Below are 25,505 nucleotides of genomic sequence, written 5' to 3' on the forward strand. Positions count from 1 at the left end.
GGTTAAACTATGGCTCTACTCATCGACGATAGCTGTATTAACTGCGACATGTGTGAACCTGAATGCCCAAATTCAGCTATTACTATGGGCGAAGAAGTCTATGAAATCGATCCTGAACTGTGCACCGAATGCGTAGGTCATTATGATAAACCGACTTGTATTTCTGTGTGTCCTATTGATTGTATCGCCATTGATCCAGACTATAAGGAGTCTCAAGATGAGCTCCTTATTAAATATGCCGAACTTACAGGGCCACAAGCAAATTAATCGCTACAAAAGCCTATTTAAGTCAATAGACTAGACTTCAACTAAACGCCTAAATACTCAATAGCTGAAGGTAGAGATTGGCTTAATTACTGAAACAAACAGAATTATCAGGCATTTTTTCGATCTCTTTTTGGCTACTTTGAATATTGCTATCAGCCGGTTGCAGTCTAAGTGCTTTTTCAATCATTTCCATTGCTCGCGGTTTACAGCCTGACAAAGACAAACTATAGGCATAGTTATTTAAATAGGCAGCCTGCTGCTCAGAGTGTTGTTCAGCCAGTTGCTCAGTATAAATGAGTCCCTGCTTATACCAAAAATCAGCCTTGACGTTATCAATGGCTAAATAATAGTTTCCGAGTAAAAAGTAGCTTAGCCAGTAATCTGGCCATTGTCGGGTGGCATTTTCTAAAGCTTCAATCGCGTAAGTGCTTTTACCAATACTAAATAGATCTTGAGCGGCACTGGCATAAACGAACGGATCAAAATGCAAACTTGAGGTATCAGTTGGGACGGCCGCCAGCAACCAATACTGACCTCGCTTCCAGGTTTGTTCAAATACTTTAAATTCGGCGATTCGGTCTTTATTGGTACCTGAATGCAAGACCACATGCTGCTTATCTAGGTCATAGCCTGTAACCACTGCGTAGTGCCACATGGGATACCATGCTGTGGATAAATTTTGTAATACAATAACTGGAATATTTTCACTCACCAAAGAAAGTAGTTGTGGCAGACTACCAGACTCAGCATAAGCAAGCAGCCCCTGTTGACGTGCTGCTGCAACCATTTCAATTTGCAAACTGCCCTCTAAATCTGGAATAAAAAGTGCTGGCGCAATTTGCTGTGGCGTTTTAGTCACCCCATAAAAATTAATCACTTCCGATAGCGTCGTAGGACCGCAAAAATAATCCTCTTGAGGATAAAAAGGCACGTCGGCTATATGATATTTAATGGGGATATTAGGGGGATTTGCTAACAATTGCGATGTTTGAGGTGTAACAGATGAACAGCCGCTCATAAATAAACAAAAGCCAATCAACAGAATGGCTTTTTTGAATATGCTATATCTCAAAATACAAGTAGCACTGATATTTGAAGAAACGATTTAGTTTATTGGCCGAATGAAGGAAAATACGTCGGTAACACCCACCAAATCGAGTACCACTAATACCACTAATACAGTGACGACCACCCCAACGATACCACCTGCTGCAGGCATATCATTCATTTGGGTATTCAATTGATTTAATTCCTGGTCCGTCATACTGGCGATACGGATTTCTGCATCTTCAATACTAACACCAAGAGCCACCAGCTTATCTTGAACTTCAACGTTGTTAAGCATTTCAATAACTTGTTGTTTATTATAAATACTTTGTTGCTGGACTATAACCTGTTCTGAGGAAATAACACCTGCATAAGTACCAGTAATACAAACTAAATAAGTTAATATTACTGAGGCAACGACTAGAATTTTTCTCATTATATTTCCTTTAGTTGAACGAATTTATATACCTAGTAAAGAGTAAAGTGAATACTAAGTAATAACAAGCTGTATCGAGCTTAGGCACAGAATTGTAGTGGTCAATCTAAAACGCACCAACACTTTAATATCAATATTTTATCTAACATTACAGCCTTACTGTGCAATATTTCACATTCAAGCACACTGATAATCGTCTACGACTTACATACCTTAAGTAAAACCTTGATGTTTCGCGTCAGATAATCAAAGTCCGTTAACCCTTCTTTAGCTGATTTTATACCGTGACTATTGCCTATCTAACACACCCTTAATGTAAGTTCTTATCAGAAATAGCTATTACAGGTTTCAGTAAAATACCTGTTCTTATTCAATAACAGAGAAAAGCTGTGCTTCAAACGAATTCAGATTCTGGGCCTGACTTAAATTAAGCAATTTTCACTATAGCAGCTTTGGCCTGCAACGTTTCTAAACTGAATAATAACTTGCCAATTGCTACGCCTATGGGTTTAGGTAAGGTATCGAGTTCTATAGACAAAAGCAGATTTTTAGCCTCTAAACCCAGCTCAGTATCCCCTTCAATCAATAGTTTACGTTGAAAAAAAAGGCTATCGGGATCTTCTTTACCTGAAGCAATTAACAGCAGTTCAGGCATATTTCCGCTGAAGGTCACATCTGTTTGGTTTAATTCTCTCACGACCACCTTAGGCTGGATTACTTGGCTTATGCTTATCGCAAAATCTAGACCAATATCAAGCACTTTTATACCAAGCCATTTACCTGCAATAAAATCCATCTCACCTTCTGAAAGTTGTTTTTCGAGGGCTAAATTGATCAATTTAGTTATCACCTCACGCTTGAAACGCTTGGGTATAATAGCTAAAGAATGACGCGTCATTACAGGTGCTGAAGTTAGTATTTTTGTAGATAGGGATTGCTGTAGTCCATTTAACATGAAGCTCTCCTACAGGGAATAGGTAATAATTCAAACCAGTTTACCCAGATTTTATGCTTAGAAACCTGTTCCAAATCAAACCTTGTTAACTCAATCGCTTTTACACTCAACGCCCTATCGACAATAACAACAAAACTGCGAGAAAGATCATGGAACTTTTATGTCCTGCGGGTAACCTTGCCGCCTTAAAAGCGGCATTTAATGCTGGCGCAGATGCCGTTTACCTTGGATTAAAAGATGACACCAATGCTCGATCATTTGCTGGACTTAATTTTTCAGCGGAGCAAATAAAACAAGCGAGTCAATTGGCTAAACAACAAAATAGAAAACTTTTCCTGACTCTAAACACCTTTGCAAAACCTGGGCATGAAGGACGTTGGAAACAAGCCATCGATCTCGCCGCGGATTTAAATCTGGATGCGGTAATTTGCGCCGATATTTCATTACTCGAATATGCCCATCACCATTACCCTGGTCTACCCTTGCATTTATCTGTGCAAGCCAGCGCGACCAATGTTGCCGCGCTTTCTTTTTACAAAAAGCAATTCAACATTGAACGTGCAGTTTTACCTCGAGTACTGTCCATGAAGCAAGTTAGAGAGTTAGCTAAGATCAGCCCGGTTGATTTAGAAGTATTTGCCTTTGGCAGCCTTTGTATTATGGCCGAAGGTCGCTGCCAGTTATCCAGCTATGTGACAGGCCAGTCGCCCAATACCGGCGGCTCTTGCTCACCAGCTAATCATGTTCGCTGGCAAGATTCTGGCAACGACAAGTTAACCCGCTTAAATGAGGTACTGATTGACAAAGCCAGTCAAGATGAACAATTAGGGTATCCGGTGGTGTGTAAAGGACGTTACCAAACAGATAACGAGATGACAGCTGAATATATGTTGGAATCGCCCACTAGCTTAAATACCATCGGCCTTATTCCTGAGCTTGCTCAAGCAGGTATTCGCTCACTTAAAATTGAAGGGCGTCAACGTAGCCCAGCTTATGTCACCCAAGTCACTCAAGTGTGGCGCCAGGCAATTGATGCCTACTTTCAATCACCAGAACTCTTTAACGAAAAACTTAAAAATCAACATCAATGGCATTCAGCACTCGATAAAGTGTCAGAAGGCCAAGTCACCACTTTGGGTGCATATGAACGCCAATGGCAATAGGGACTAATGACATGAAACTTTCTCTCGGGCCCCTGACATATTGCTGGAATAAAACCAGCATATTTGAGTATTACCAAGCGATTGCTGACACCAACATAGATACCGTTTATTTAGGCGAGGTCATTTGCAGTCGCCGTCGTGAAATGAAATATAAAGATTACCTTGAATTGGCTCATATGCTGGCAGCTAAAGGAAAAAAAGTGATTTTAACCACCATGACTTTGATTGAATCGCAATCTGAAATCATTGAGCTTAAACGTATTATTGATAATGGTGAGTTTGCTATTGAAGCCAATGACATGGCGGCTGTTAACCTTGCTTCAGAAGCGAATATACCTTTTATCTGCGGCCCATCGTTGAACCTCTATAATCGAGGTAGTCTTGATATTATGCAAAAATTAGGTATGACAAGATTTGTGATGCCTTATGAGCTTTCAAGAGAATGGCTTGAGCAAATACTCACCCAAAGCACTACCCAATTCGAAACAGAAGTATTAGGTTATGGTTACATGCCATTAGCACACTCTGCCCGTTGCTTCACTGCCAAGCATCATCAAAAACCTAAGCTCGATTGCCAGATTGTTTGTCTGCAATACCCCAAAGGGCTGTTGACCCAAACCCAAGAGTCACAACCTCTACTGAGATTAAACGGTATCCAAACTCAATCGGCAGCAAAGGTTAATCTCATTAATCAGATCCCTTCAATGTCTAAAATCGGTGTCGATTATTGGCGATTGTCACCAACTGGACTGGAGGACATAGGATTAATTAATCAAATAGCATCCAGCCAGCACAGTGAATTGACAGCGATAACACCATCACATTCAGCGATAGAGTGTAATGGATACTGGTTTGGTGAAGCGGGAATGCAAATAAATCAAAGTACTTAGGTCTGTGATTGCCAAAGCAAGAAAACTAGCAGCGAAACTCAACCAAAAAGGATATTTAAGTAAACAATCAGGCTAATGCGATACTCAGGCTACCAAAAAATATTCCTCCATTCAAAATCAGTGCAAATTCAGAGTGACCATAATGCCCCAGCTCACTCACACTGCTTTGAAGTAGCAAGAAACCTGCAAATCCATCGCGCGAGATCTCTAAGGTGCTGGCGGTCACCAAGCCTAACAGTAGCCCAAAACATCATAATAAATTAAAACGTATAGCCAACTGGGCAATTTTGTGTTGATTTGTCATAACACCATTTACTATTAAACGCATGCACATGCAGTTTAAATGACATTGAATTATAAAACTGAGTGCTAAACAGCAAAACTATTGTTTAATTATCGCGCTTTTAGATAAAAACTCTATAATTTAGTAGTATTTTTATTGGCATATTGGCGTTACAGATGTGTGAATATGTACCTACAGAGTCAATTTAAGACAACTCTGATACCTAAAACAGAATAAAAGTAAAAAACACCAGACCTCATTAACAAGTGTAACCTTCTGATTACATTTATTTTAAGTACATAAAAGCTTTTTTAAGATACAATATAAATAATCAAAAATAAGTGCTAACTATTCGTTTAATTGAATCATTTTACTTAAACTTGAATAGACGGTAACCTTGCGGCAAAAATAACTATCATAAATACTTTTAGCCATACTCTTATTGGCAGGACTTGGTAATTTATTCACTGCCTCAAGCAGGTAGATTTAAGGTATTAGACGTGAACCAACAGAAACCAATACATAATCTCAAGACAATATTAACTTTTATCATACCGTCTCTGATCGGTTTGTTACTTTTTATTGCCCCTATTAGCACAGACAACGGCTTAACCATACCTATTGCTATCGTTTCTAAAGCGTTACAGTCCGCAATGGGAAATACGATTCAACTGATTGTCACTGGTATTGTAATTTTTATGGCCTTTATTTCTGTTCTGGCCAGATTAATCAAACCTAAGTTTGTCAGACAAAGTCATTTTTTACATGCCTTGCTTAATGTGTCACTGTTTTGGTTACTAATGCGAGTACTAGGTGCCGTATTTATTGGCTTAACGTGCTTTGAAGTTGGCCCTGAAGCTATTATTTCAGGTAATACTGGTAGTCTAGTGTATAACGACTTACTGCCTGTGCTTTTTTCAGTATTTGTGTTTGCAGGTATGCTATTACCCCTACTTCTGAATTTTGGATTGCTTGAATTTTTTGGCACTATGCTAACAAAAGTTATGCGGCCAATATTTAACTTACCCGGACGCAGTGCCGTTGATTGTATCGCCTCTTGGTTAGGTGACGGTAGTGTAGGTATTTTAATGACGTCTAAGCAGTATGAAACACGCTTTTATACGCAACGAGAAGCAGCGGTTATTGGTACCACATTCTCTGCAGTATCAATTACATTTAGCTTAGTGGTAATTTCACAAGTTAAATTAGAGCACTTATTTGTACCATTTTACCTGACTGTCTGTTTAGCTGGCATAGTCGCTGCAATCATAGTACCTAAGTTGCCCCCACTTTCTTGGAAGAAAGATAACTATATCGATGACACTCCCCGCCACCCAGATGATGAGATGATCCCTAAAGGTCATGGGGTATTTTCTTGGGGTTACCATCAAGCATTAGAACGCGCATCGCAAGTCACTAGTGTTAAACAAGTGATATTAGATGGGATTAAAAATGTCGTTGATATGATTTTTGGCATAATACCTGTGGTTATGGCCATTGGCACAATGGCGTTAATACTGGCAGAGTACACTCCTATATTTGATTATTTAGGCATGCCTTTCATTCCATTATTGGAACTATTACAAATCCCCGATGCTGCCCTGGCCTCTAAAACGATTGTGGTCGGTTTTGCTGATATGTTTATTCCTTCAATTTTAGCCAGCTCAATTGAGTCGGACCTGACGCGTTTTGTGATTGCTGCTTTATCGGTGACCCAATTAATTTATATGAGCGAAGTCGGTGCCCTGCTTATTGGCAGTAAGATTCCAGTTAACTTTTTAGAACTGTTCGTTATCTTCATTTTACGTACAGTAGTGACCTTACCTGTTATCGCCTTAATGGGACATATCATTCTGTCTTAAGTGATTACTCAGACTCAACTAATAAAAAAGCCGTCATCAGACGGCCTTTTTATTTTATAATCAGCTAACTTTGAGGTTTATGTTTAGCATTAAGCCTAAACAGCCCGCTTAGCGGCTTCAATTGCTCGACGTTTATCTCTGGCAATAGGTGTTATTTCTGCATCTAATTGTTTTTCCCAGCCGAACATAAAATACAGTTCTGCCATTAAAAAAAATGGACCAATAAGTAACTGATTTAAATCATCCATAAAAGCAGGTTTAGCTTTTTCATATTGATGGCCAATAAATTGAATCACCCAACCAATCACAAATATGGATATGGCTAATACAAAAGGATGAGCGGTATGTACTGCCAGCTCAGAGGTGATTAACACAGGGACGATAAATAATGTTAACCCTACAGCAAGCCTAACATGCAGCTTGTAGTAATAACCAAGCACGACCAACATCACTACCATTGCGGCACTGAATTCGAAGTCACCGTATTGAAACCGTAATGTTCCAAACATCAAAAATGCTGACCAAATGATCATTGGCACCCCAAAAAAATGGGTTTTAATATTTCTCGGGTTCAAATGAACACTTTTATAGGTGGAAAGTTGTTCTACTGCTGATTTCATTTTGAGTCTCTATTTTGAGTTATTATCTTATTAATTTAACGTATGAAATCTAATTTGCAAAGCCATTAAAAAAGGCGCCAATGCGCCTTAATAATATAAAGGGTAAGATAAATCTAAAATGGATACCCAATCAACTCTCTAACACCACAGTTGCCACCGCATAATGTTGTTCATCAGCAATAGTAATAAAGCCATGACGCCCCTTTAATTGCTCAAGTCGTGCTTTTGCTCCCAGGGTAAAAGTGACGATAGGCGCACCATTGGCATCATTAGCAATGTGAATATGTTGAAATGACACCCCACGCCCAATGCCTGTTCCTAATGCTTTAGCGGCGGCTTCTTTTGCCGCAAAACGTTTTGCCAGAAATCGCTCTGGTATTTTTGATGCGGCATAAAGTGCAAATTCTGTATCAGTCAGTATACGCTTAGCTAATTTGTCGCCAAGACGTTCACGTTGATCTCGTATTCGCGCAATTTCAACAATATCCGTGCCTATACCGACAATCGCCATTACTCGCCTCTACGACCTTCAAGCATTAATTGCTTCATATCACGTACCGCTTTATCTAAGCCATCAATGGCCGCACGCGCAATAACAGCATGGCCAATATTTAACTCATATAACTCAGGAATTGCGGCAATAGGTTTAACATTATGATAGTGCAAACCATGACCTGCATTAACGACTAAGCCTTTACCATGCGCATAGGTTGCCATTTCTGCAATGCGTTTTAACTCTTGAGCTTGTTCTGCATCAGTATGTGCGTCTGCGTAACAGCCGGTATGAATTTCAATATAAGGTGCACCAGATGCGACGGCTGCATCTATTTGAGTTTTATCTGCATCAATAAATAATGACACTTTTATACCCTGTGCAGCTAAGCGGGTCACAGCAGAGGTGATTTTGTCTAACTGACCAGCAACATCTAAACCACCTTCAGTGGTTAACTCTTCGCGTTTTTCTGGTACTAAACAGGCATAAGCCGGTTTGATATCACAGGCGATAGCAATCATCTCTTCCGTGACCGCAAATTCAAAGTTCATCCGTGTTTTAAGGGTTTTTGCCAATAAGTAAACATCACGGTCTTGAATATGGCGACGGTCTTCACGTAAATGAATCGTTATACCATCGGCACCGGCATGCTCAGCGACTGCTGCAGCATGAACAGGATCAGGATAATGGGTGCCACGAGCCTGACGTAGGGTGGCGATATGATCGATATTAATACCTAAAAAAATGGCGCTCACGGTAGGTTCCTTATCATGATGATAATAAAATTATTGTCTGGCTATTGTACTGATAATGGTGAGTTAATTCGAGATTATTATCAGCATTGTTGTACTCGCTAGGGCTTAACGAATAATTGACGACTCAACAATGGTTTATTGCCTAATAGTGGCGTGAGTAAAAAACGCATCAAACCTTTGGCACTATTGAGGTGCTCTGCTGATAACTGCTCATTTTGCAGCGCAATTAACATAGCACCCGGCACTACACTTCGGCTGTGATTAAATGTACCGGCACTATGTTGTAGCACTGGAATAAAACCGCAATCAGTCTCTAATCGATAAGCACTAGTTGCTTCAATCGCATTACCGTCAACATCATATTGCAGCGAAGGTAATGCGCCGAGTTCAAGCAATAGTGCTTTTTCAAAAAAACGTAAATGGCTGGAACAAAATGACTCTGCTAAGGATATTAAACTGCGATGATAAGCTATAAATAAAGGTTCTGCTTGATGATCAACCGTTAACAGACGCACCAATAATTCGTTCAAATAAAAACCTGAATACAAGCTAGTACCACTGAGCGGAATAGCAGGTGCAGCGGCTTCAATGTGAGTCACCGTTTTTAAAGAAAGGTTTTTAGCTTCTGATTGGGCACTAAATTGAATAATAAGTGGCTGAAACGGTTGTAGTATTGATTTAATTGAACGTTTACCACTGCCAGTACGGGCAATGGCATCAACACGTCCGACACCGTCAATCAGTAAGTTAACAATCACACTGGACTCGCGATAAGCCCTGTGATGTAGCACATAGCCACGTTTCATCGTGGCCATGTTCGTGTGTTTAGAGTGACAAAAACAAAAGGGTTAATCGTCGCCATAACCTAAACTACGCAGTGCGCGTTCATCGTCAGCCCAGCCAGATTTAACTTTGACCCACACTTCAAGAAACACTTTATTATCAAACAAGGTTTCCATGTCTAAACGGGCTTGGGTGGCAATGGTGCGAATTCGCTCACCTTTATTACCAATCACCATGCGTTTTTGGCCTTCACGCTCAACTAAAATCAGCGCATTAATCTGATAAACACCGTTTTCCATCATCTTAAATTGCTCAATTTCAACGGTACAATCATAGGGCAATTCATCACCTAAAAAGCGCATAAGCTTTTCACGTACAATTTCAGATGCCATAAAACGCTGTGAACGATCCGTCACATAATCTTCAGGAAAATAAAATGGCGCTGTGGGTAATGAAACCTGAGCCAGCTCTAATATACGTTGAACATTGGTGCCTTTGTTGGCTGAGATTGGTAATATGTCATCAAAATCAAACTTCTTGCCTAACTCTTCTAAATAAGGAAATAACGATTCCTTATCTTTGATGTTATCCACTTTATTGATAGCCAAAACAATTCTACGGCCATCATTATGATGCTTAATTTTTTGCAGCACCATTTCATCATCTGCGGTCCATATCATCGCATCGACAACGAACACAACCATGCACACATCCGCTAACGAGCTGGCCGCAGCGCGGTTCATCAAACGGTTAATGGCACGCTTTTCTTCGATATGTAAGCCAGGCGTATCGATAAAGACAATTTGTTTTGGGCCATCACTGTGGATACCCATAATACGATGGCGCGTCGTTTGCGGCTTTTTAGAGGTAATGCTGACCTTTTGGCCGAGTAATTTATTCAGCAGAGTCGACTTGCCCACATTAGGGCGACCAACAATGGCAACCATGCCGCAGTAAGTCACATCATATTGAGCAGTGGCTTGTGGTGCAGCAAGGTTCATCCTTGACAATAATTCATTTAAGCTTGGCTCTGGTGCAGTCTCGGCTTGTTGACTTGGCAAGTCAGTTTTTTTGGTCATTTATTCAGTAGCTCCAACACCTGAGCAGCGGCTAGCTGTTCAGCTTTTCTTCTTGAACTTGCAACGCCAGTAACGACATTAGCTAAGTCCGTAATACGACATTCAACCGTAAAGGTTTGATCGTGGGCTTCACCTTCTACTTTGACAACTTGGTAGTCAGGTAAAGGCTTCTTAAAACCTTGAAGATGTTCTTGTAAAATAGTTTTGGGATCTTTTTGGTTAATACCTGGCTTAATATTGACTAGGCGCTGTTTATACCAGTTTAGTAATAAACTGCGACAAGCATCTATGTTTGCATCAAGATATACCGCACCAATAATAGCTTCGACGGCATCGGCTAAAATGGATTCTCGACGAAAACCGCCACTTTTAAGTTCGCCAGGGCCTAGAAACAAATAATCACCAAGCTTAAACTCTTGCGCGATAATGGTCAAAGTATCGCCTTTTACCAAGGTAGCTCGCATGCGGCTTAAATCGCCCTCTGTCGCTTTAGGGAACTGGTGATATAAGGCATCAGATATAATAATAGATAAAATCGAATCACCTAAGAACTCTAAGCGTTCATTATGTTTATTAGCTGCACTTCTATGGGTTAGCGCCTGAATAAGTAAGTTAATATCGTTAAATTCATAACCTATTGTGCGACACAATCTAGGCAGGTTTTTAATCGGCTCCATTACTTTATTCCGCCTGTGCGCTCAAAACGGACACCGCTGGGTACCCAGGTTGGTAACAATCCACTTGCGTCACGGTCAAATTCAAAACTAATCCAAATTGCCACGGCTTTCCCGACTAGGTTTTCTTCAGGGACAAAACCCCAAAAGCGACTGTCGGTACTATTATCACGGTTATCGCCCATAGCAAAATATTGCCCTTCAGGGACAATAAACTCACCTATTTGAGTGCCTGACTGCTGATAAAAATGTTGTCTGAAATCGGGACGAGAAGGATTAACTAAAATGTCGTGTTCAAGCCCATCCGTCGTTTCTTTGTAACGGATTAATGGAACACCTTCATGGGTAAACTCGCCACGATTAACTTCCATATGTGCTATGCTGACAGGATCAGGGCAAACGTTATCGCTGCTACATTTTGGCTGAATAGTTAATTGTTTATTACTGTAAGTGACTTTGTCACCAGGTAAGCCCACCACACGTTTAATATAGTCAATTTTTGGATTTTCTGGATATTTGAACACAAATACATCACCACGCTCAGGCTCACCAGTTTCAATCAGCTTAGTGCGCCATACAGGGTCACGTAATCCATAGCTGAACTTTTCAACTAAGATAAAATCACCCACCAGCAATGTTGGCATCATAGAGCCCGATGGGATTTGAAAGGGCTCGTAGATAAATGAGCGCAGGATCATCACAAACGCAATGACAGGAAAAATTGAATGCGCAGTTTCAACCACCACAGGTTCACGAATTATTTTATCAATAGCTTCTTCACTAAGCTGTTGCGAGCCAGACTGGGCTAAGGCGAGCTTTTCTTTGCGTTTGGGCGCAAAAAATAGCACATCAACAAGCCAAATCAGACCGCTGATAAGGGTGACTAGCACGAGAATGGTAGAAAAATAAGCTGCCATTACTGATAGAACTCCTAAAATAAGTCTTACACTTTGAACGTTATTATCAACACAAACAGTGTAAGCCATTTTAAACGACTCAATACTGATATGATTTTGCAGATAAACTGAATTTATTATAACGATAACGCCGCTAAATGCGGCGTCATCTTTGAAGCTTTTGGGTTAATTATGATTAATCATTTAACTTCAATACTGCTAAGAATGCCTCCTGTGGCACCTCAACATTACCCACTTGCTTCATTCGTTTTTTACCTTCTTTTTGCTTGTTTAGTAGCTTCTTCTTACGCGATACGTCACCACCGTAACACTTAGCGGTAACATCTTTACGTAAGGCTTTAATTGTTGAACGTGCAACAATCTGACTACCAATAGCAGCTTGAATAGCAATATCGAACATCTGCCTTGGAATAAGCTCTTTCATCTTTTCAACCAATGCTAGGCCACGATGACGAATGTTTGTACGGTGAATGATCATAGCCAATGCATCAACACGGTCACCATTGATTAAGATATCAAGACGGACCATGTCAGCAGGGTCAAAACGAATAAAGTTATATTCAAGTGACGCATAACCACGGCTAGTCGACTTTAAGCGGTCGAAGAAGTCCATAACTACTTCTGCCATTGGCAAATGATATGTCACTGCAACTTGATTACCATGATAAACCATATTGGTTTGCATACCGCGCTTATCAATACATAAGGTAATCACGTTACCTAAGTATTCTTTTGGCACTAAAATATTGGCTTCGACAATCGGTTCACGGATTTCTGTCACATTATTCAGTGCAGGTAGATCCGATGGGTTATCTACATAGATAACTTCACCGCTAGTCATTTCAACTTCATACACAACGGTTGGCGCAGTGGTTATCAAATCAAGATTATATTCACGCTCTAAACGCTCTTGAACGATCTCCATGTGCAACAAGCCAAGGTAACCGATACGGAAACCAAACCCAAGTGCACTGGAGGTTTCTGGTTCGAAAAACAGTGATGCATCGTTTAATGATAACTTATTTAACGCTTCACGAAAATTTTCGTATTCGTCTGTCGAAATAGGGAAAACACCGGCATAAACCTGTGGTTTTACTTTTTTAAATCCAGGTAAAGGTAGCTCAGCGCCATGCTTAGCATGTGTTAGCGTATCCCCTACAGGTGCGCCATGGATCTCTTTAATACCAGAGATAACATAACCTACTTCACCTGCACGTAATTCTGCGGTGTCTTTCTCTTTCGGCGTAAAAATACCCACGCGATCTGCGTTGTAATTTATGCCAGTAGACATCACTTTAAACTTATCACCTTTCTTTAATACGCCATGCTTAATACGTACTAATGAGACAACACCTAAATAAGCATCAAACCAGGAGTCGATAATAAGTGCCTGTAAAGGGCCATCGATGTTGCCTTGCGGTGGTGGAATTTTGGCAATAATCTCTTCAAGTACATCTTGAATACCCACACCGGTTTTTGCTGAGCAGCGCACAGCATCCATGGCATCGATACCAACGATATCTTCGATTTCTGCTGCCACTCTATCTGGCTCAGCTTGTGGTAAATCAATTTTATTCAATACCGGTACAACGTCTAGATTCATCTCTAAGGCGGTGTAACAATTTGCTAATGTTTGCGCTTCAACACCTTGGCCGGCATCGACTACTAATAGCGCGCCTTCACAAGCGGCAAGAGATCGAGAGACTTCGTATGAAAAGTCAACGTGGCCTGGAGTATCAATAAAGTTTAACTGATAAGTATTACCATCTTTGGCTGTATAGTCCAAGGTCACACTTTGGGCTTTAATGGTAATGCCACGCTCACGTTCAATGTCCATTGAATCAAGAACCTGAGCAGCCATTTCGCGGTCACTTAAGCCGCCACAAACCTGGATAAGACGATCAGATAAGGTGGATTTGCCATGGTCGATATGGGCAATAATTGAAAAGTTTCTAATGTGTTTCATTATGAGGCAATGACTACTACTAAAAAAGGTGAAAAATATGGTGTCAAATTGTACCTGATTAGGGTAGCAATACCAATCAGATTCATCATTGATATTTAAATGAGGGTAGAAATAGCGCTAATCGATATGATGCAAGAAGTAGAAATCATTAAACTTGACGGAATAAATCCACTTGTTGACCTAAATTACTGATAATCACAGGTTGAGCATCGGCTTCAATTCGATGGGCAAAATATTTACCTATTCGCCAACTTAATACACTGCCTATTAATGCCATCAACATGGCACTGGTATTAGAATCAAGCGCCAGACCTAGCCCTAATACATGACCCAAAGCGGCAAACATAAATAGCCCCAGCAATGGTAGAAGATACACCAGTGCTGCCGCCTTAATAATTACACTTTCAGGTAAGCCAAGTTTGAGCATATCGCCTTGCTGATAGGATTTATCACTGGCAATAGCAAAACGTTGAGTTTTGACAGAAAAGGCTTTAGCAACTGCAGAGGTGCCGCAATTTTCACTACTACTGCAATGATTACATGCACTTTTTAACTCAACCTCAACCATAACCCAACCAGATTGATATTCAACCACGCGCGCAAGCTCCTCCATTAAGGCACTAGACTCTTGCGGGCCGTTTTGAGGCAATTTCGGTTGAGACTTTGAAACATCTGGCATAATCATTGATATCTATTAATAAGGTTTGAGCGCTTATTTTAGCGCTAAACTTCTGGCAATGCGCTCTAAAGTTGCGCTGGGCACTTTTCCAATCGCAACCACTTCAGCGTTGCCCACCTTTTCAACCACCATAGATAAACCATTGCGGGTGACAAGTTCTTCTGGCATCGGCCCTTCTGTCTTACGTGCAACATAGACTGAGATATTGGCCAAACCATCAGAAAGTGCAATATATTCAACAGGCTCGTGAATACCAATTAGGCGATGGTTATCACTTACAACCATGTTAAATCCTTCAGGTAACCAGGTAAACTGCCAATCCTGGGCATCTTTGCGATCGGCTTGATTAATAACCTCTGGCCATTTATGTTTGCTGGCCTCGACTAGAATGCTTGGAGATTCAATAAATTCGACAAGCTCAATAACCATAGTCTGTTCAAGCAGCTGTTTATCACGATTTAATGTGTCATATCGCAAGGGCAAGTATGTTTCCATATCCACCCAAATCTGTGCATCATAACGATGCTCATCTTTGGCGATAAATCGGATCATTTGCCCAGCTCGGCCCGCTATACGACTTCGGCCTCCCAAAACAAACTGATAACCCTGTTCTAATTTAGTAATATTGCCTGAAAGTGATGCAGGCCAGACCCCCTGTATAAGATTAGCAGTAACACTATAGGGTGGTTGGTCATGCTCTAAAAAGGTCACTTTATTGCCCACTTTAACGGCATTTTTAGGGGGACCATTTAGGTACTCTACATACGAAATATGTTGTTCGCCTACCAGTCCTTGAACAAACACTAGAGGACGGACATGATCAGCTTGAACTTGTATAATAGAGGCTTTGAATTGTTTCTCGCTAAGTGCTTGGCTCATATGAGTGAGCCATTCTTTAGCAGACAACTCTTCACTATGACTAAGGGGAGAAATTATTAACAGTGCTAGCAGGATAATGCGCAAGCTAACTCCTAAAAGGTAAAGCAGCAATAGCCTATTACACCATTGCTGTAGGGAGAATAAAAGTTATTGGTTTACATCAGCAGTGTTAGCTTTTTGTGCTTCAACACTAGGATTTAAACGTTGTTGTAGCATGTGGTCTTGAATATAAGCGTTAACTCTTCGACGCTGCTCAAGCACTTGCTCATTAGTGTAACCTTGTTGATTAACCACTGGGCCTGTTTGCAAACTTACCGGTGACATGGTGCCCACTAAAGGACGAGTATTAAACACAGGTAAAGGCGATTCAGGATCTTGGTCATAGGACTGCACACCAACAATGGCCACAAGCGCCACACTGGCAGCTATTGCATACTGACCAAACTGTTTAAATAGTGAAACCACGTTTGAAGGTTTACTAGCAGTTACCACAGCTGCACCTTGTTCAGACATTTTCGCCTTGGGCGCCATTATCGTTGGCTCTAGTGCGATTGCTGCAGCAATGCTTGCTGTAATATCTAAGTCGATGGCCGCAGGTAGTTCACCGCGCATCGTATCACCAATCATGTGATAACGTTGCCATTCTTGATGAGAGTCTACATCAGATGCAAGTTGAGCTAATGTTTGATCATCAACTTCACCATCTACCGCTGCAGATACCCATTCTTGACTTGATTTAACCATTTGTCACCTATCTTAATAGAGGCTATTACTTTTCCAGTAGAGGCTGGAGCTGTTTATCGATTGCTTCACGGGCGCGAAATATCCGCGATCTTACCGTGCCGACAGGGCAATCCATGATATTGGCAATATCTTCGTAACTCATACCATCAAGTTCACGTAAAGATATGGCTATCTTTAATTCTTCAGGCAATGTCTCGAGGGTATCAAAGATCACTTTACTCATTTGATCTTTCATTAATAACCGCTCTGGCGAAGCAAATTCTTTTAAAGCATCACTGCCTTCATAGTATTCAGCTTCTTCAATATCAACATCACTTCCAGGTGCTTTACGACCTTGTGCTGTGAGATGATTTTTTGCCGTATTGACTGCTATTCGGTACAACCAAGTATAAAAAGCACTATCACCACGAAAATTAGCAAGTGCACGATAAGCTTTAATAAAAGCCTCTTGTGTTACATCCTGCACATCCGCTTGATTTCGAACATATCGTCCGATCAGGCTCATCACTTTGTTCTGGTATTTCATTACCAACAGGTTAAAAGCGTTTTTATCGCCTTGCTGTACACGCTCAACTAATTGTTGATCACTATATTGTCCACTCATCCGAGCCGACTACTCCTAAATCTGTATAACTGATATTCAGTCGCTCGAATCCTGTTCATATAAGTAGACAGAGCATTTTGATAAAAGTTCGATAAAACATAAAAAAAAATTCATTTTGCTGGCTTTATGCCAAATAAATACTAAATAAACGCGTCTAGCATGAACAAAATATCGGCTTAATGTACCCAAGTATGGTGTTTTGATTTACCATTACTGAACCATTTCTTGACCCATGATACCCGATGACACAAGCAGTTGAATACCAATCTGACATTTTGGTTATAGGTAGCGGTGCTGCAGGGCTTACTTTAGCACTCCATTTAGCAGAAAAATCGTCAGTTATTTTACTTTCTAAAGGTCCTTTAGCCGAAGGTTCCACCTTGTATGCACAAGGTGGAATAGCATCGGTTTTTGATGAAGATGACACAATTGAATCTCATGTCAGTGATACGCTAATTGCCGGTGCGGGATTATGTGATGAAGCGGTGGTGAAATTTACCGCTGAAAATGCTAAAGCTTCAATGCAATGGTTAATAGATTGCGGCGTTGCTTTTGATAAAGAAGAAACGTTAGGCAATCAAAAAGATGCACCCTATCATTTAACTCGTGAAGGTGGGCATAGCCATCGCCGTATCTTGCACGCTGCAGATGCCACAGGCAAAGCTGTGCAAACAACATTACAAGAGCGCGCATTAAACCACCCTAACATTAGAGTATTAGAACGCTACAATGCGATCGATTTAATTACTTCTCGCAAGCTCAATCGCCCAGGAAACAGAGTGTTAGGCGCTTATGTGTGGAACCGAGACAGAGAACACGTCGAAACGATTACAGCCAAGTTTGTTGCTCTTGCCACAGGTGGTAGCTCAAAAGTATATCAGTACACTTCTAACCCCGATATTGCCAGTGGCGATGGTATTGCCATGGCATGGCGTGCAGGTTGTCGCATTGCAAATATGGAGTTTAATCAATTCCACCCGACTTGCTTATACCATGCTGAAGCTAAAAACTTTTTACTGTCTGAAGCATTAAGAGGAGAAGGTGCTTACCTTCGTCGCCCTGATGGCAGTCGTTTTATGCCTGAATTTGATGAACGGGCAGAGTTGGCCCCTAGGGACATTGTTGCCCGCGCTATCGATTATGAAATGAAACGTTTGGGCTCAGATTGTGTCTATTTAGATATTAGCCATAAACCGGCCGATTTTATCATTAAACATTTTCCGACTATTTACCAACGCTGCTTAGAATTAGGTATCGATATTACCAAAACAGCGATTCCGGCTGTACCAGCAGCACATTATACCTGCGGTGGCGTAATGACTGATTTACATGGTCAAACAGATTTGAACGGCTTATATGCGGTAGGTGAAGTGGCATACACCGGACTTCATGGTGCTAACCGACTTGCCAGCAACTCATTACTTGAGTGCTTAGTGTTTGCCCGCGCAGCGTCGCAGGATATTGAAAGCCAATTGCAAAAAATTAAAATGCCAGAAAATGTGCCGGTATGGGATGAAAGTAAGGTCAGTAACTCAGATGAAGAAGTCGTTATTGCCCATAACTGGCATGAACTTAGACTTTTCATGTGGGATTATGTCGGCATTGTCAGAACCGATAAACGTTTAGAACGCGCAATGCGTCGTTGCATGATGTTACAGCAAGAAATTCAAGAATATTATTCAAACTTTAGGGTCAGTAATAACTTACTTGAATTACGTAACCTTGTACAAGTAGCGGAACTGATTATTCGCTGCGCAATGGAGCGCAAAGAAAGCCGCGGGCTTCACTATAATCTTGATTACCCTGAGTTGCTTGATAATCCTCAACCGACTATTTTGCAGCCAAATTAATAGATTAAATCGCTGTGGATGACTAAACCTGTATAGCAAGCCATTAAACGGCTTGCTATACAGGGCGACTTTGATTGACAAGGCGACACAAGGTTCTGTATTGAGAGTCATCTAGCATGTCTGCCCAAACACAGCATATTTGACGCGACTCGTCTTCAAACTCTAGATATAGCAAGCAAAATAACGGGCAAATAAACGCCGCTTTACCAAAAGTAAATGATTGACCATTTACTAAGCGCCCACCTAATGCCCCATCAATTATTATCTGACACTGCCATTTTCTTAATACCAATAACTGCCAAGCAAAAACCACAGGCACAAGCAGTATCAATATATAGAAAAAGCTTTTAAATAAAATTGAGTCCATTTGTGGCCAGGCAATGAAGCTTGTCATGACAACAGCAAAAATTATCCAGTAGCATAAGTACTGATTAAACGACGCACTCAACACAAACAAGCTTGTGTGAGTGCTATTTGAGGCTTGTTTACGGTGCTGGACGTCCACGAACTTTAACTACCATGGCTGCAAGCAAAGTATCTGGGCATTGCTCATGTCCCATAAACCAGGCAAATAATTCTGGATCCTCGCACTCTAGCAGACGAATAAAAGTTTGCTTATCTTCATCGGACATATCTTGATATTGTGCCTCAATAAACGGCTGAAGCAATACATCAAGCTCTAACATTCCGCGGCGACAAGCCCAGCGGACTCTGGCAATATTCATTAATTCCAACACAATACTCCTGCGAAAATTTAGGTCAACCTCGTTGAGGTTAGTCCACTAGTCCTAAGCGATTATCAAAATCTTGTACTTGCTGATCTAATCCTGAAAATAAATCGGTAAAATCAGTTTCAAGCAAGCTTTTCACTGCCGGATGTTGGATCATCCTTTCAGCAAACATGACATGATATTCTTCTTTAATGTCGGTGGTTTCGCCTAACAAAACCATTCCTTGCGAAAGTATATCATGACGATAAATAGACGGGGCGACAAAAATACCTCGTTTAAAATATCCAAATGCTTTCATCATAGCTGCATCATCAAACTCGCCTAAAATACTGACATTAAGGTTTTTTTCAGCAAACCAGCGATGCAACTGCTGTCCAAGTGATGTTCGGATCCCAGGAATCAGCAACTTTTCCTGCTCTAAACACGCAGGAAATTCAGCATCAATAGGATGAGCACAAAAAAAGCTTACCCCACATTCACCTAATTTTTTAGATAAAATATCAGTGTACTTCAATGCCCCGCCAGCACAATCTGACAGTATCATATCTAGCTGATGTTCACGTAATCTAGCGATAAGGCTTTCATGGGTAGACTCATAACACGCAAGATGTATCGAACCATCATGTGGAATAACAGTTAATAGCACCCTGCTCACCAGCGCTTTGGACAAAGCATCAGCAATTCCGACTTCAAATAATACAGAGGAGTCTTTTTGATAGTTAAGCAAATCAAGCATTTCATTACTTAAATTAAACATTTTATCGGCATAACGATAAACGACTTCACCGAGTTCTGTTGCCTCTAGGTTGCGCCCAACTCGCTTAAACAGTGCGCCCTTCAACCTTCCCTCTAGTAAACGCATTTGGCCAGTAATCGTTTGAGGCGCTAAACACAATGCTTCAGCAGCTTTAACAACCGAACCTTTTCGTTTAACCATCCAAAAATAGTAAAGATGATTATAATTAAGATGTTGCATAGAGTCAGCCTTTTAAAAAATACATCTTTTGCAATGAAGGTATAAACACCCCTCAACAGTAAAAACAGTTTAACTCACTTAATGTGGCAGCCACTGAGTCAGTTCCTGTGAAACAAAAATCGCCCACATTAGTGAGCGATTTTCTATATAGGAACACAGTAAAAGTGAAGTCGTTATTGACTACGACAATCCATCAGTGAATTAATCACAGTTTCAAGATCATCACTGTTGCTAACATTACCCATAGAAACTTGCTCAGTTAACGCATCAACAATGTCTGAACTATCAGGAATATGGCTGACACAATATTTCGCGTTTGCTTTTTGATAACGTTTGCCGGCACGGTATTTAAGTGCACGTGACTCATAACCCCCGTCAGCATTAACCTTCTTTGCAGGCACATTTTTACGGTACATTAAAGCACCATCAACCACACCTTCAAGATAACTGTTACAGCTTGGACTGTCAGAGTCGGCTAAACAGACATCAAATGAATTAGCAAAAGCTGGAGTGGTAAACACTCCCATAGTGACTGTAAAAGCAATAACGGATAGTAATTTCATTATTTTGCTCCTTTCTTAGGTAACACTTTGTCCAACCAGAAATAGCCGATTAATGCTGCAAGTAAAGATCCGGTTAAAATACCAAGTCTTGCAAAATCACCAAATGCTGCTGGAGAGTTTTCAAAGGCAAGTGAAGCAATAAAGACTGACATAGTAAAACCAACACCACACATTGCAGCAACAGGCGCTATTTGTCCCCAGCCTATCCCTGGTGGCAATTCAGCCCACTTTAGCTTCACGGCTAAATAACTAAACAATAGCACACCAATTGGCTTACCCAATACTAGACCTAAAATAATACCAATCGTTATTGGTTCAGCAAATGAGCCTAACGTCATATTAGCAAGCGATAATCCAGCATTGGCAAAAGCAAATACGGGCAGGATTAGGAATGTGCTCCAAGGATGTAAGCCATGTTCTAAATGCTCAGAGGGTGAAGTACCATCTTTAGCCCTTAATGGAATACAGAATGCAATAATTACCCCGGCAAGCGTCGCATGTACTCCCGATTTTAGGACCGCAACCCATAATATAAAACCAAGCAATCCATAAGGCGCTAATGAGGTGACCCCTTTACGATTAAGCACAATCATTAACACAATTGCGATAGCTGCAATGATCAAGCTCAGCATCGACAAGTCTGTACTGTAAAATAATGCAATAATAACGATAACACCAAGGTCATCAATAATCGCCAAAGCCAATAGAAAAACTTTAAGCGAAACAGGTACTCGGCTACCCAATAGGGCCATAATACCTAAAGCGAAAGCAATGTCAGTTGCTGCTGGAATAGCCCAGCCGACTTGAGTAGCAGGATCTGAATAGTTAAACATCAGATAAAATAATGCGGGGAATAGCATCCCTCCGATTGCACCAAAAGTGGGTAAAGACGCTTTAGCTACAGTCGATAACGCGCCTTCCAGTAATTCACGTTTAACTTCTAAGCCGATTAACAAAAAGAACAATGCCATCAAGCCATCATTAATCCATAATAATAATGGCTTATTAATATCTAGTGAACCGACACGAACCTGAACGCCTGTATTTAAGAAGCCTTCATAAAAACCCGACAGTGGTGAATTTGCTAAAATCATGGCCAAGGCAACGGAGATCATCAGAATAATCCCCCCTGCTGACTCTTGGCTCAAGAAGTTTTTAAGTGCTCTTTCCATATGTAACTCCTAAAAATCGATGCTTTGAGTCTATACTAAATGAATAACATAAATATAATCGAATGTTTCGAGCTAATACCTCGAAAAAACCGAGTTGGTTCAATAATACATCATAATTTTTTATACTAAGCCGCATTAATAGATCTTAAACACTACAATAACCTGTTTATTCTTATTAGCACCACTAGCTTAATGATTTACTTATACAATAAAGTTCAATCACTTTATCTTGCCTAAGTTACTGTGCATATTTCAACCGTTCCAATTAACTGCATTAAGCTATTTATGCTCAAACAACTCATAGGTATAATCAAATCTATAGCACATTAAAAAAATCAGGGACATCATGAGACAATATTTGGATCTTTGCCAACGTATCGTAGACGAAGGCACTTGGGTTAATAATGAAAGAACCAACAAACGCTGTTTAACTGTTATTAATGCCGACCTGAGTTATGATGTTGCCAATAATCAATTCCCGCTTGTTACCACTCGGAAAAGTTTTTGGAAGTCGGCCATAGCTGAAATTATCGGTTATATGCGCGGTTATCAAAATGCCGCTGACTTTCGTGCGTTGGGCACAAAAACCTGGGACGCTAATGCAAACTTAAATGAAGCATGGCTTAACAACCCTAATCGTAAAGGCGAAGATGACTTAGGGTTAATTTATGGTGCGTTAGGCAGAGCATTCCCTAAACCAAATGGCGGCCATGTTGATTTATTGCAAGGTATTGTCGATGATCTTTCAAAAGGTATAGATAATCGAGGCGAAATATTAACTTTCCTACACCCTGGCGCATTTGATCTAGGCTGCTTACGCCCTTGTATGTACGAACATCATTTTTCATTATTGGGTGACACCCTGTATTTAAACAGTACTCAACGTAGCTGTGATGTGCCGCTTGGCTTAAACTTCAATATGGTTCAGGTCTATGTATTATTAGCATTAATGGCGCAAATAACCGGTAAAAAACCCGGTAAGGCTTACCATAAAATTGTTAATGCTCATATTTATGAAGACCAATTAGCCCCTATGCGCGATATCCAACTGAAGCGTGAACCTTTAGCTGTGCCCAAATTGATTATTAACCCAGACATAAAAAGCCTCAAAGACATTGAGACTTGGGTAACCTTAGAGGATTTTAAGGTGGAAGGGTATGAGCATCACGATGCTATTCAATACCCATTTGCGGTGTAACTAAGTCGTAAATCAGTAGACGATATTTGATAAGTGAATAATATCCCCTTTTTACGATTAGCGCTTTCAACTGAGAAAGCATTAATTGTAAATGGGGTCATGTCTATTAAGTGGCGAATCGATTCAGTGTATTTTTATTTTGATGATTTTAATGTCTACTTACTTCAAAAAATAAGTCATTTCTGACATATAGCACTCTCAACTGTCCACATTTAAGTCGACTGGATAGCAGCTATACTTCACCAAATGAGGACTCCCCCCGATAGCACTTTGAAATATAAAGTTGCAATGAGTTAAATCAATTTCAAGTTAAGTTTCATTAACCATGGTTCAGTTTGATATTGATGCACACCCAATGGCTAGGGAAATCCTTTTCCATACCGCATCACGGCTCTGCATAATTTGAATTTTTCTGGGATGCACCGAAAAATAGCTCAAGGCAATTCTTTATCTAAAAATGGACAAGGTAACGTTACGACCAGTGGACATGGCTGATTTTCCAACTGCCATCGGCTAGCTTGACCAGTACTAAGGTTTCCATGGTGATTGAATCAACACTTTTACTTTTATACTCACCTTGTGCATGACTGATTGCTGTAGAAATCGCGATATCACCAGTTATGGCGACTTGATGCTCTTTGAGCGTAATAGTTAATCCTTTTAGGTATGCCATATCAGCATGTAAATGATGGCTGGCATATTCCACCAGTGAACGTTCAACTTTACCACCTTCATAAATTTGGACATTTTCCGTTAATGATTGCCTAACAATGGCTTCATTTCCTGTTTGTAAAGCATTGTGGAACTGTGTAACGACCTTGCCAGCTGCAGAATCTATGCCGATAAACTGAGCCTTTTCGACGACATGAGTTTCATCTCCATGAGCTAAACTTAAGCCACTGTACCCTGCTGACATCAGTAACATCGCGCTCGTTAGTAATATTGTTATCGATCTGTTTTTCATCATTATTCCTCTGTTGTATTGATATCTATTATCCAAGACTGATTGGACCTAGCACACTGGAGAGGACCGCTGTTGTTGCTAATATCAGCAAGCCAACAAGTGCCTCGAATCCTATCGATTTTTGTAGTTTTTGTTTTGCGAGAGATGGGCTCTCAATAGTTAATTTAGGCACCAAAACAAATTTATGCCATGCCGCAATAAGTAAAATGATAGCCACCAAACTTAGTTTGATGGTGACCGCTATACCATAATTGGAACTGAGTAATTCAGTGGGACTATTAAACAACATCCACACCATTCCCATCCCCGAAAGCAATACTAGAATGACAATCACTTTGCCTAAACGACCAAATGTATCCATGACATTTTTTATCACGCGGTTATCATAGACCTTGTCATCACTGTGGTCATCGGTGCTACAGAGTTTCCATAATGGATAAAATGCGCCTATCCAACTACCAACGATCAACACGTGTATCAATACTAAGCCTTGTGCAAGTAATCCCAGTTCGGTGCTGTGGCCAATAAAAGTAAAAGTAACAGCAATTAACAGACAACTGATAGTCGCTAATACCGCGGAAAACTGCCTGATATAACTCTTTTTATGCAACATCATCCAACTGGCTAATAGCATTACGCCAAAACCGATTAAGCGCCAAAGCACCGTTTGCCCTACCTGAGTTGGCCAGAGAAAAGCATGCATCTGCGCATCGAATATTCCCATCAAGCCACTTTCAGCAAAAGCCCCTACTTGAGCAAAATAATTGACACTCACGGTAATCAATCCCAAAGCGGCACCTAGGCCGATATATTTTGCAACGCTAATGCTCAGATTAAGTTGACCCTTAATGAGATATTGCATCAATGTGCCGCCAATCACGGCGGCAACACTAAGATAGATAACCCATTTAGATATCAACGCCGATATTTCAAATACGGTTAATATCATGCTTAC

Annotated in this window: 28 protein-coding genes; 6 read left to right on the forward strand and 22 right to left on the reverse strand. The window is 40.6% G+C overall.

Annotated elements, in window-relative coordinates:
- The first annotated feature begins 9 nt into the window (after positions 1 to 9).
- Entirely contained in the window at positions 10 to 267 is a 258-nt protein-coding gene (locus FJ709_RS14230; protein WP_226410683.1) for a YfhL family 4Fe-4S dicluster ferredoxin, read from the forward strand.
- Positions 268 to 349: 82 nt separating this feature from the next.
- Here the strand turns inward: FJ709_RS14230 and FJ709_RS14235 are convergent, their stop codons facing one another.
- The 3 genes from FJ709_RS14235 to ubiT form a co-directional block, all read right to left on the reverse strand.
- Entirely contained in the window at positions 350 to 1,285 is a 936-nt protein-coding gene (locus FJ709_RS14235) for a PA2778 family cysteine peptidase (RefSeq protein WP_226410684.1), read from the reverse strand.
- Between the two features lie 87 nt (positions 1,286 to 1,372).
- Positions 1,373 to 1,750: a PA2779 family protein gene (locus tag FJ709_RS14240; RefSeq protein ID WP_226410685.1), complete on the reverse strand. Its 378-nt coding sequence runs from the start codon at positions 1,748 to 1,750 to the stop codon at positions 1,373 to 1,375.
- Between the two features lie 427 nt (positions 1,751 to 2,177).
- Positions 2,178 to 2,705, reverse strand: coding sequence for a ubiquinone anaerobic biosynthesis accessory factor UbiT (gene ubiT, locus FJ709_RS14245; RefSeq protein ID WP_226410686.1), 528 nt, complete (start codon positions 2,703 to 2,705; stop codon positions 2,178 to 2,180).
- Between the two features lie 149 nt (positions 2,706 to 2,854).
- Here ubiT and ubiU point away from each other — a divergent pair, with 149 nt between their 5' ends.
- The 3 genes from ubiU (at position 2,855) to FJ709_RS14260 (ending at position 6,903) form a co-directional block, all read left to right on the forward strand.
- Positions 2,855 to 3,868, forward strand: a complete 1,014-nt coding sequence (gene ubiU, locus FJ709_RS14250) for a ubiquinone anaerobic biosynthesis protein UbiU (protein WP_226410687.1) — start codon at positions 2,855 to 2,857, stop codon at positions 3,866 to 3,868.
- An 11-nt stretch (positions 3,869 to 3,879) separates the two neighbouring features.
- Positions 3,880 to 4,758 carry a U32 family peptidase gene (locus FJ709_RS14255; RefSeq protein WP_226410688.1) on the forward strand — a complete coding sequence of 293 codons (879 nt, stop codon included), beginning with the start codon at positions 3,880 to 3,882 and terminating at the stop codon, positions 4,756 to 4,758.
- 783 nt (positions 4,759 to 5,541) lie between these two features.
- The gene (locus tag FJ709_RS14260) at positions 5,542 to 6,903 is read left to right on the forward strand and encodes a YjiH family protein (RefSeq protein WP_226410689.1); all 1,362 of its coding nucleotides are present in this window, start codon (positions 5,542 to 5,544) and stop codon (positions 6,901 to 6,903) included.
- 95 nt (positions 6,904 to 6,998) lie between these two features.
- On the opposite strand, the gene FJ709_RS14265 is transcribed toward FJ709_RS14260, so the two are convergent.
- The 12 genes from FJ709_RS14265 to rpoE all read right to left on the reverse strand — a co-directional run bounded on the left by FJ709_RS14265 (position 6,999) and on the right by rpoE (position 17,096).
- Positions 6,999 to 7,523: an Mpo1 family 2-hydroxy fatty acid dioxygenase gene (locus tag FJ709_RS14265; RefSeq protein WP_226410690.1), complete on the reverse strand. Its 525-nt coding sequence runs from the start codon at positions 7,521 to 7,523 to the stop codon at positions 6,999 to 7,001.
- Positions 7,524 to 7,653: 130 nt separating this feature from the next.
- The gene (gene acpS, locus FJ709_RS14270) at positions 7,654 to 8,034 is read right to left on the reverse strand and encodes a holo-ACP synthase (RefSeq protein ID WP_226410691.1); all 381 of its coding nucleotides are present in this window, start codon (positions 8,032 to 8,034) and stop codon (positions 7,654 to 7,656) included.
- Positions 8,034 to 8,771, reverse strand: a complete 738-nt coding sequence (gene pdxJ, locus FJ709_RS14275; RefSeq protein ID WP_226410692.1) for a pyridoxine 5'-phosphate synthase — start codon at positions 8,769 to 8,771, stop codon at positions 8,034 to 8,036. Before pdxJ ends, acpS begins: the two co-directional genes overlap by 1 nt.
- 98 nt (positions 8,772 to 8,869) lie before the next feature.
- Positions 8,870 to 9,577: a DNA repair protein RecO gene (recO, locus tag FJ709_RS14280; protein ID WP_226416002.1), complete on the reverse strand. Its 708-nt coding sequence runs from the start codon at positions 9,575 to 9,577 to the stop codon at positions 8,870 to 8,872.
- A 42-nt stretch (positions 9,578 to 9,619) separates the two neighbouring features.
- Positions 9,620 to 10,633 (reverse strand): GTPase Era, encoded by a 1,014-nt coding sequence (gene era / locus FJ709_RS14285; protein WP_226410693.1) that lies wholly within the window; start codon positions 10,631 to 10,633, stop codon positions 9,620 to 9,622.
- Positions 10,630 to 11,310, reverse strand: a complete 681-nt coding sequence (gene rnc / locus FJ709_RS14290) for a ribonuclease III (RefSeq protein WP_226410694.1) — start codon at positions 11,308 to 11,310, stop codon at positions 10,630 to 10,632. The genes era and rnc overlap by 4 nt, the downstream gene beginning before the upstream one ends.
- The gene (gene lepB / locus FJ709_RS14295) at positions 11,310 to 12,224 is read right to left on the reverse strand and encodes a signal peptidase I (protein WP_226410695.1); all 915 of its coding nucleotides are present in this window, start codon (positions 12,222 to 12,224) and stop codon (positions 11,310 to 11,312) included. The genes rnc and lepB overlap by 1 nt, the downstream gene beginning before the upstream one ends.
- A 175-nt stretch (positions 12,225 to 12,399) precedes the next feature.
- Positions 12,400 to 14,190 carry a translation elongation factor 4 gene (gene lepA, locus FJ709_RS14300; protein ID WP_226410696.1) on the reverse strand — a complete coding sequence of 597 codons (1,791 nt, stop codon included), beginning with the start codon at positions 14,188 to 14,190 and terminating at the stop codon, positions 12,400 to 12,402.
- Between the two features lie 148 nt (positions 14,191 to 14,338).
- Entirely contained in the window at positions 14,339 to 14,803 is a 465-nt protein-coding gene (locus tag FJ709_RS14305; protein WP_226416003.1) for a SoxR reducing system RseC family protein, read from the reverse strand.
- Between the two features lie 99 nt (positions 14,804 to 14,902).
- Complete coding sequence (locus tag FJ709_RS14310) at positions 14,903 to 15,832, reverse strand: MucB/RseB C-terminal domain-containing protein (RefSeq protein WP_226410697.1); 930 nt, start codon at positions 15,830 to 15,832, stop codon at positions 14,903 to 14,905.
- 63 nt (positions 15,833 to 15,895) lie between these two features.
- The gene (locus tag FJ709_RS14315) at positions 15,896 to 16,492 is read right to left on the reverse strand and encodes a sigma-E factor negative regulatory protein (protein ID WP_226410698.1); all 597 of its coding nucleotides are present in this window, start codon (positions 16,490 to 16,492) and stop codon (positions 15,896 to 15,898) included.
- Between the two features lie 25 nt (positions 16,493 to 16,517).
- Positions 16,518 to 17,096: an RNA polymerase sigma factor RpoE gene (gene rpoE / locus FJ709_RS14320; protein WP_226410699.1), complete on the reverse strand. Its 579-nt coding sequence runs from the start codon at positions 17,094 to 17,096 to the stop codon at positions 16,518 to 16,520.
- Between the two features lie 242 nt (positions 17,097 to 17,338).
- Between rpoE and nadB the strand changes: the two genes are divergently transcribed.
- Positions 17,339 to 18,946 carry an L-aspartate oxidase gene (gene nadB, locus FJ709_RS14325; RefSeq protein WP_226410700.1) on the forward strand — a complete coding sequence of 536 codons (1,608 nt, stop codon included), beginning with the start codon at positions 17,339 to 17,341 and terminating at the stop codon, positions 18,944 to 18,946.
- A gap of 55 nt (positions 18,947 to 19,001) precedes the next feature.
- On the opposite strand, the gene FJ709_RS14330 is transcribed toward nadB, so the two are convergent.
- The 5 genes from FJ709_RS14330 to nhaA all read right to left on the reverse strand — a co-directional run bounded on the left by FJ709_RS14330 (position 19,002) and on the right by nhaA (position 22,388).
- Positions 19,002 to 19,451, reverse strand: a complete 450-nt coding sequence (locus FJ709_RS14330; RefSeq protein WP_319002885.1) for a protein YgfX — start codon at positions 19,449 to 19,451, stop codon at positions 19,002 to 19,004.
- A complete protein-coding gene (locus FJ709_RS14335; protein ID WP_226416004.1) occupies positions 19,432 to 19,680 on the reverse strand; it encodes an FAD assembly factor SdhE in 249 nt (82 codons plus the stop codon). Before FJ709_RS14335 ends, FJ709_RS14330 begins: the two co-directional genes overlap by 20 nt.
- A 40-nt stretch (positions 19,681 to 19,720) precedes the next feature.
- Entirely contained in the window at positions 19,721 to 20,653 is a 933-nt protein-coding gene (gene nhaR / locus FJ709_RS14340) for a transcriptional activator NhaR (protein ID WP_226410702.1), read from the reverse strand.
- Between the two features lie 173 nt (positions 20,654 to 20,826).
- Positions 20,827 to 21,216: a hypothetical protein gene (locus FJ709_RS14345; protein ID WP_226410703.1), complete on the reverse strand. Its 390-nt coding sequence runs from the start codon at positions 21,214 to 21,216 to the stop codon at positions 20,827 to 20,829.
- On the reverse strand, positions 21,216 to 22,388 hold the full coding sequence (nhaA, locus tag FJ709_RS14350; protein WP_226410704.1) for a Na+/H+ antiporter NhaA: 1,173 nt from the start codon (positions 22,386 to 22,388) through the stop codon (positions 21,216 to 21,218). Before nhaA ends, FJ709_RS14345 begins: the two co-directional genes overlap by 1 nt.
- A 346-nt stretch (positions 22,389 to 22,734) precedes the next feature.
- Here nhaA and FJ709_RS14355 point away from each other — a divergent pair, with 346 nt between their 5' ends.
- Entirely contained in the window at positions 22,735 to 23,586 is an 852-nt protein-coding gene (locus FJ709_RS14355) for a thymidylate synthase (RefSeq protein WP_226410705.1), read from the forward strand.
- Between the two features lie 472 nt (positions 23,587 to 24,058).
- On the opposite strand, the gene FJ709_RS14360 is transcribed toward FJ709_RS14355, so the two are convergent.
- Positions 24,059 to 24,553 (reverse strand): YybH family protein, encoded by a 495-nt coding sequence (locus tag FJ709_RS14360; RefSeq protein WP_226410706.1) that lies wholly within the window; start codon positions 24,551 to 24,553, stop codon positions 24,059 to 24,061.
- A 25-nt stretch (positions 24,554 to 24,578) separates the two neighbouring features.
- A complete protein-coding gene (locus FJ709_RS14365) occupies positions 24,579 to 25,499 on the reverse strand; it encodes a copper resistance D family protein (protein WP_226410707.1) in 921 nt (306 codons plus the stop codon).
- Positions 25,500 to 25,505 lie beyond the last annotated feature (6 nt).

Origin of the sequence: Shewanella glacialimarina, from assembly GCF_020511155.1 — a bacterium.
Lineage (GTDB): Bacteria > Pseudomonadota > Gammaproteobacteria > Enterobacterales > Shewanellaceae > Shewanella > Shewanella glacialimarina.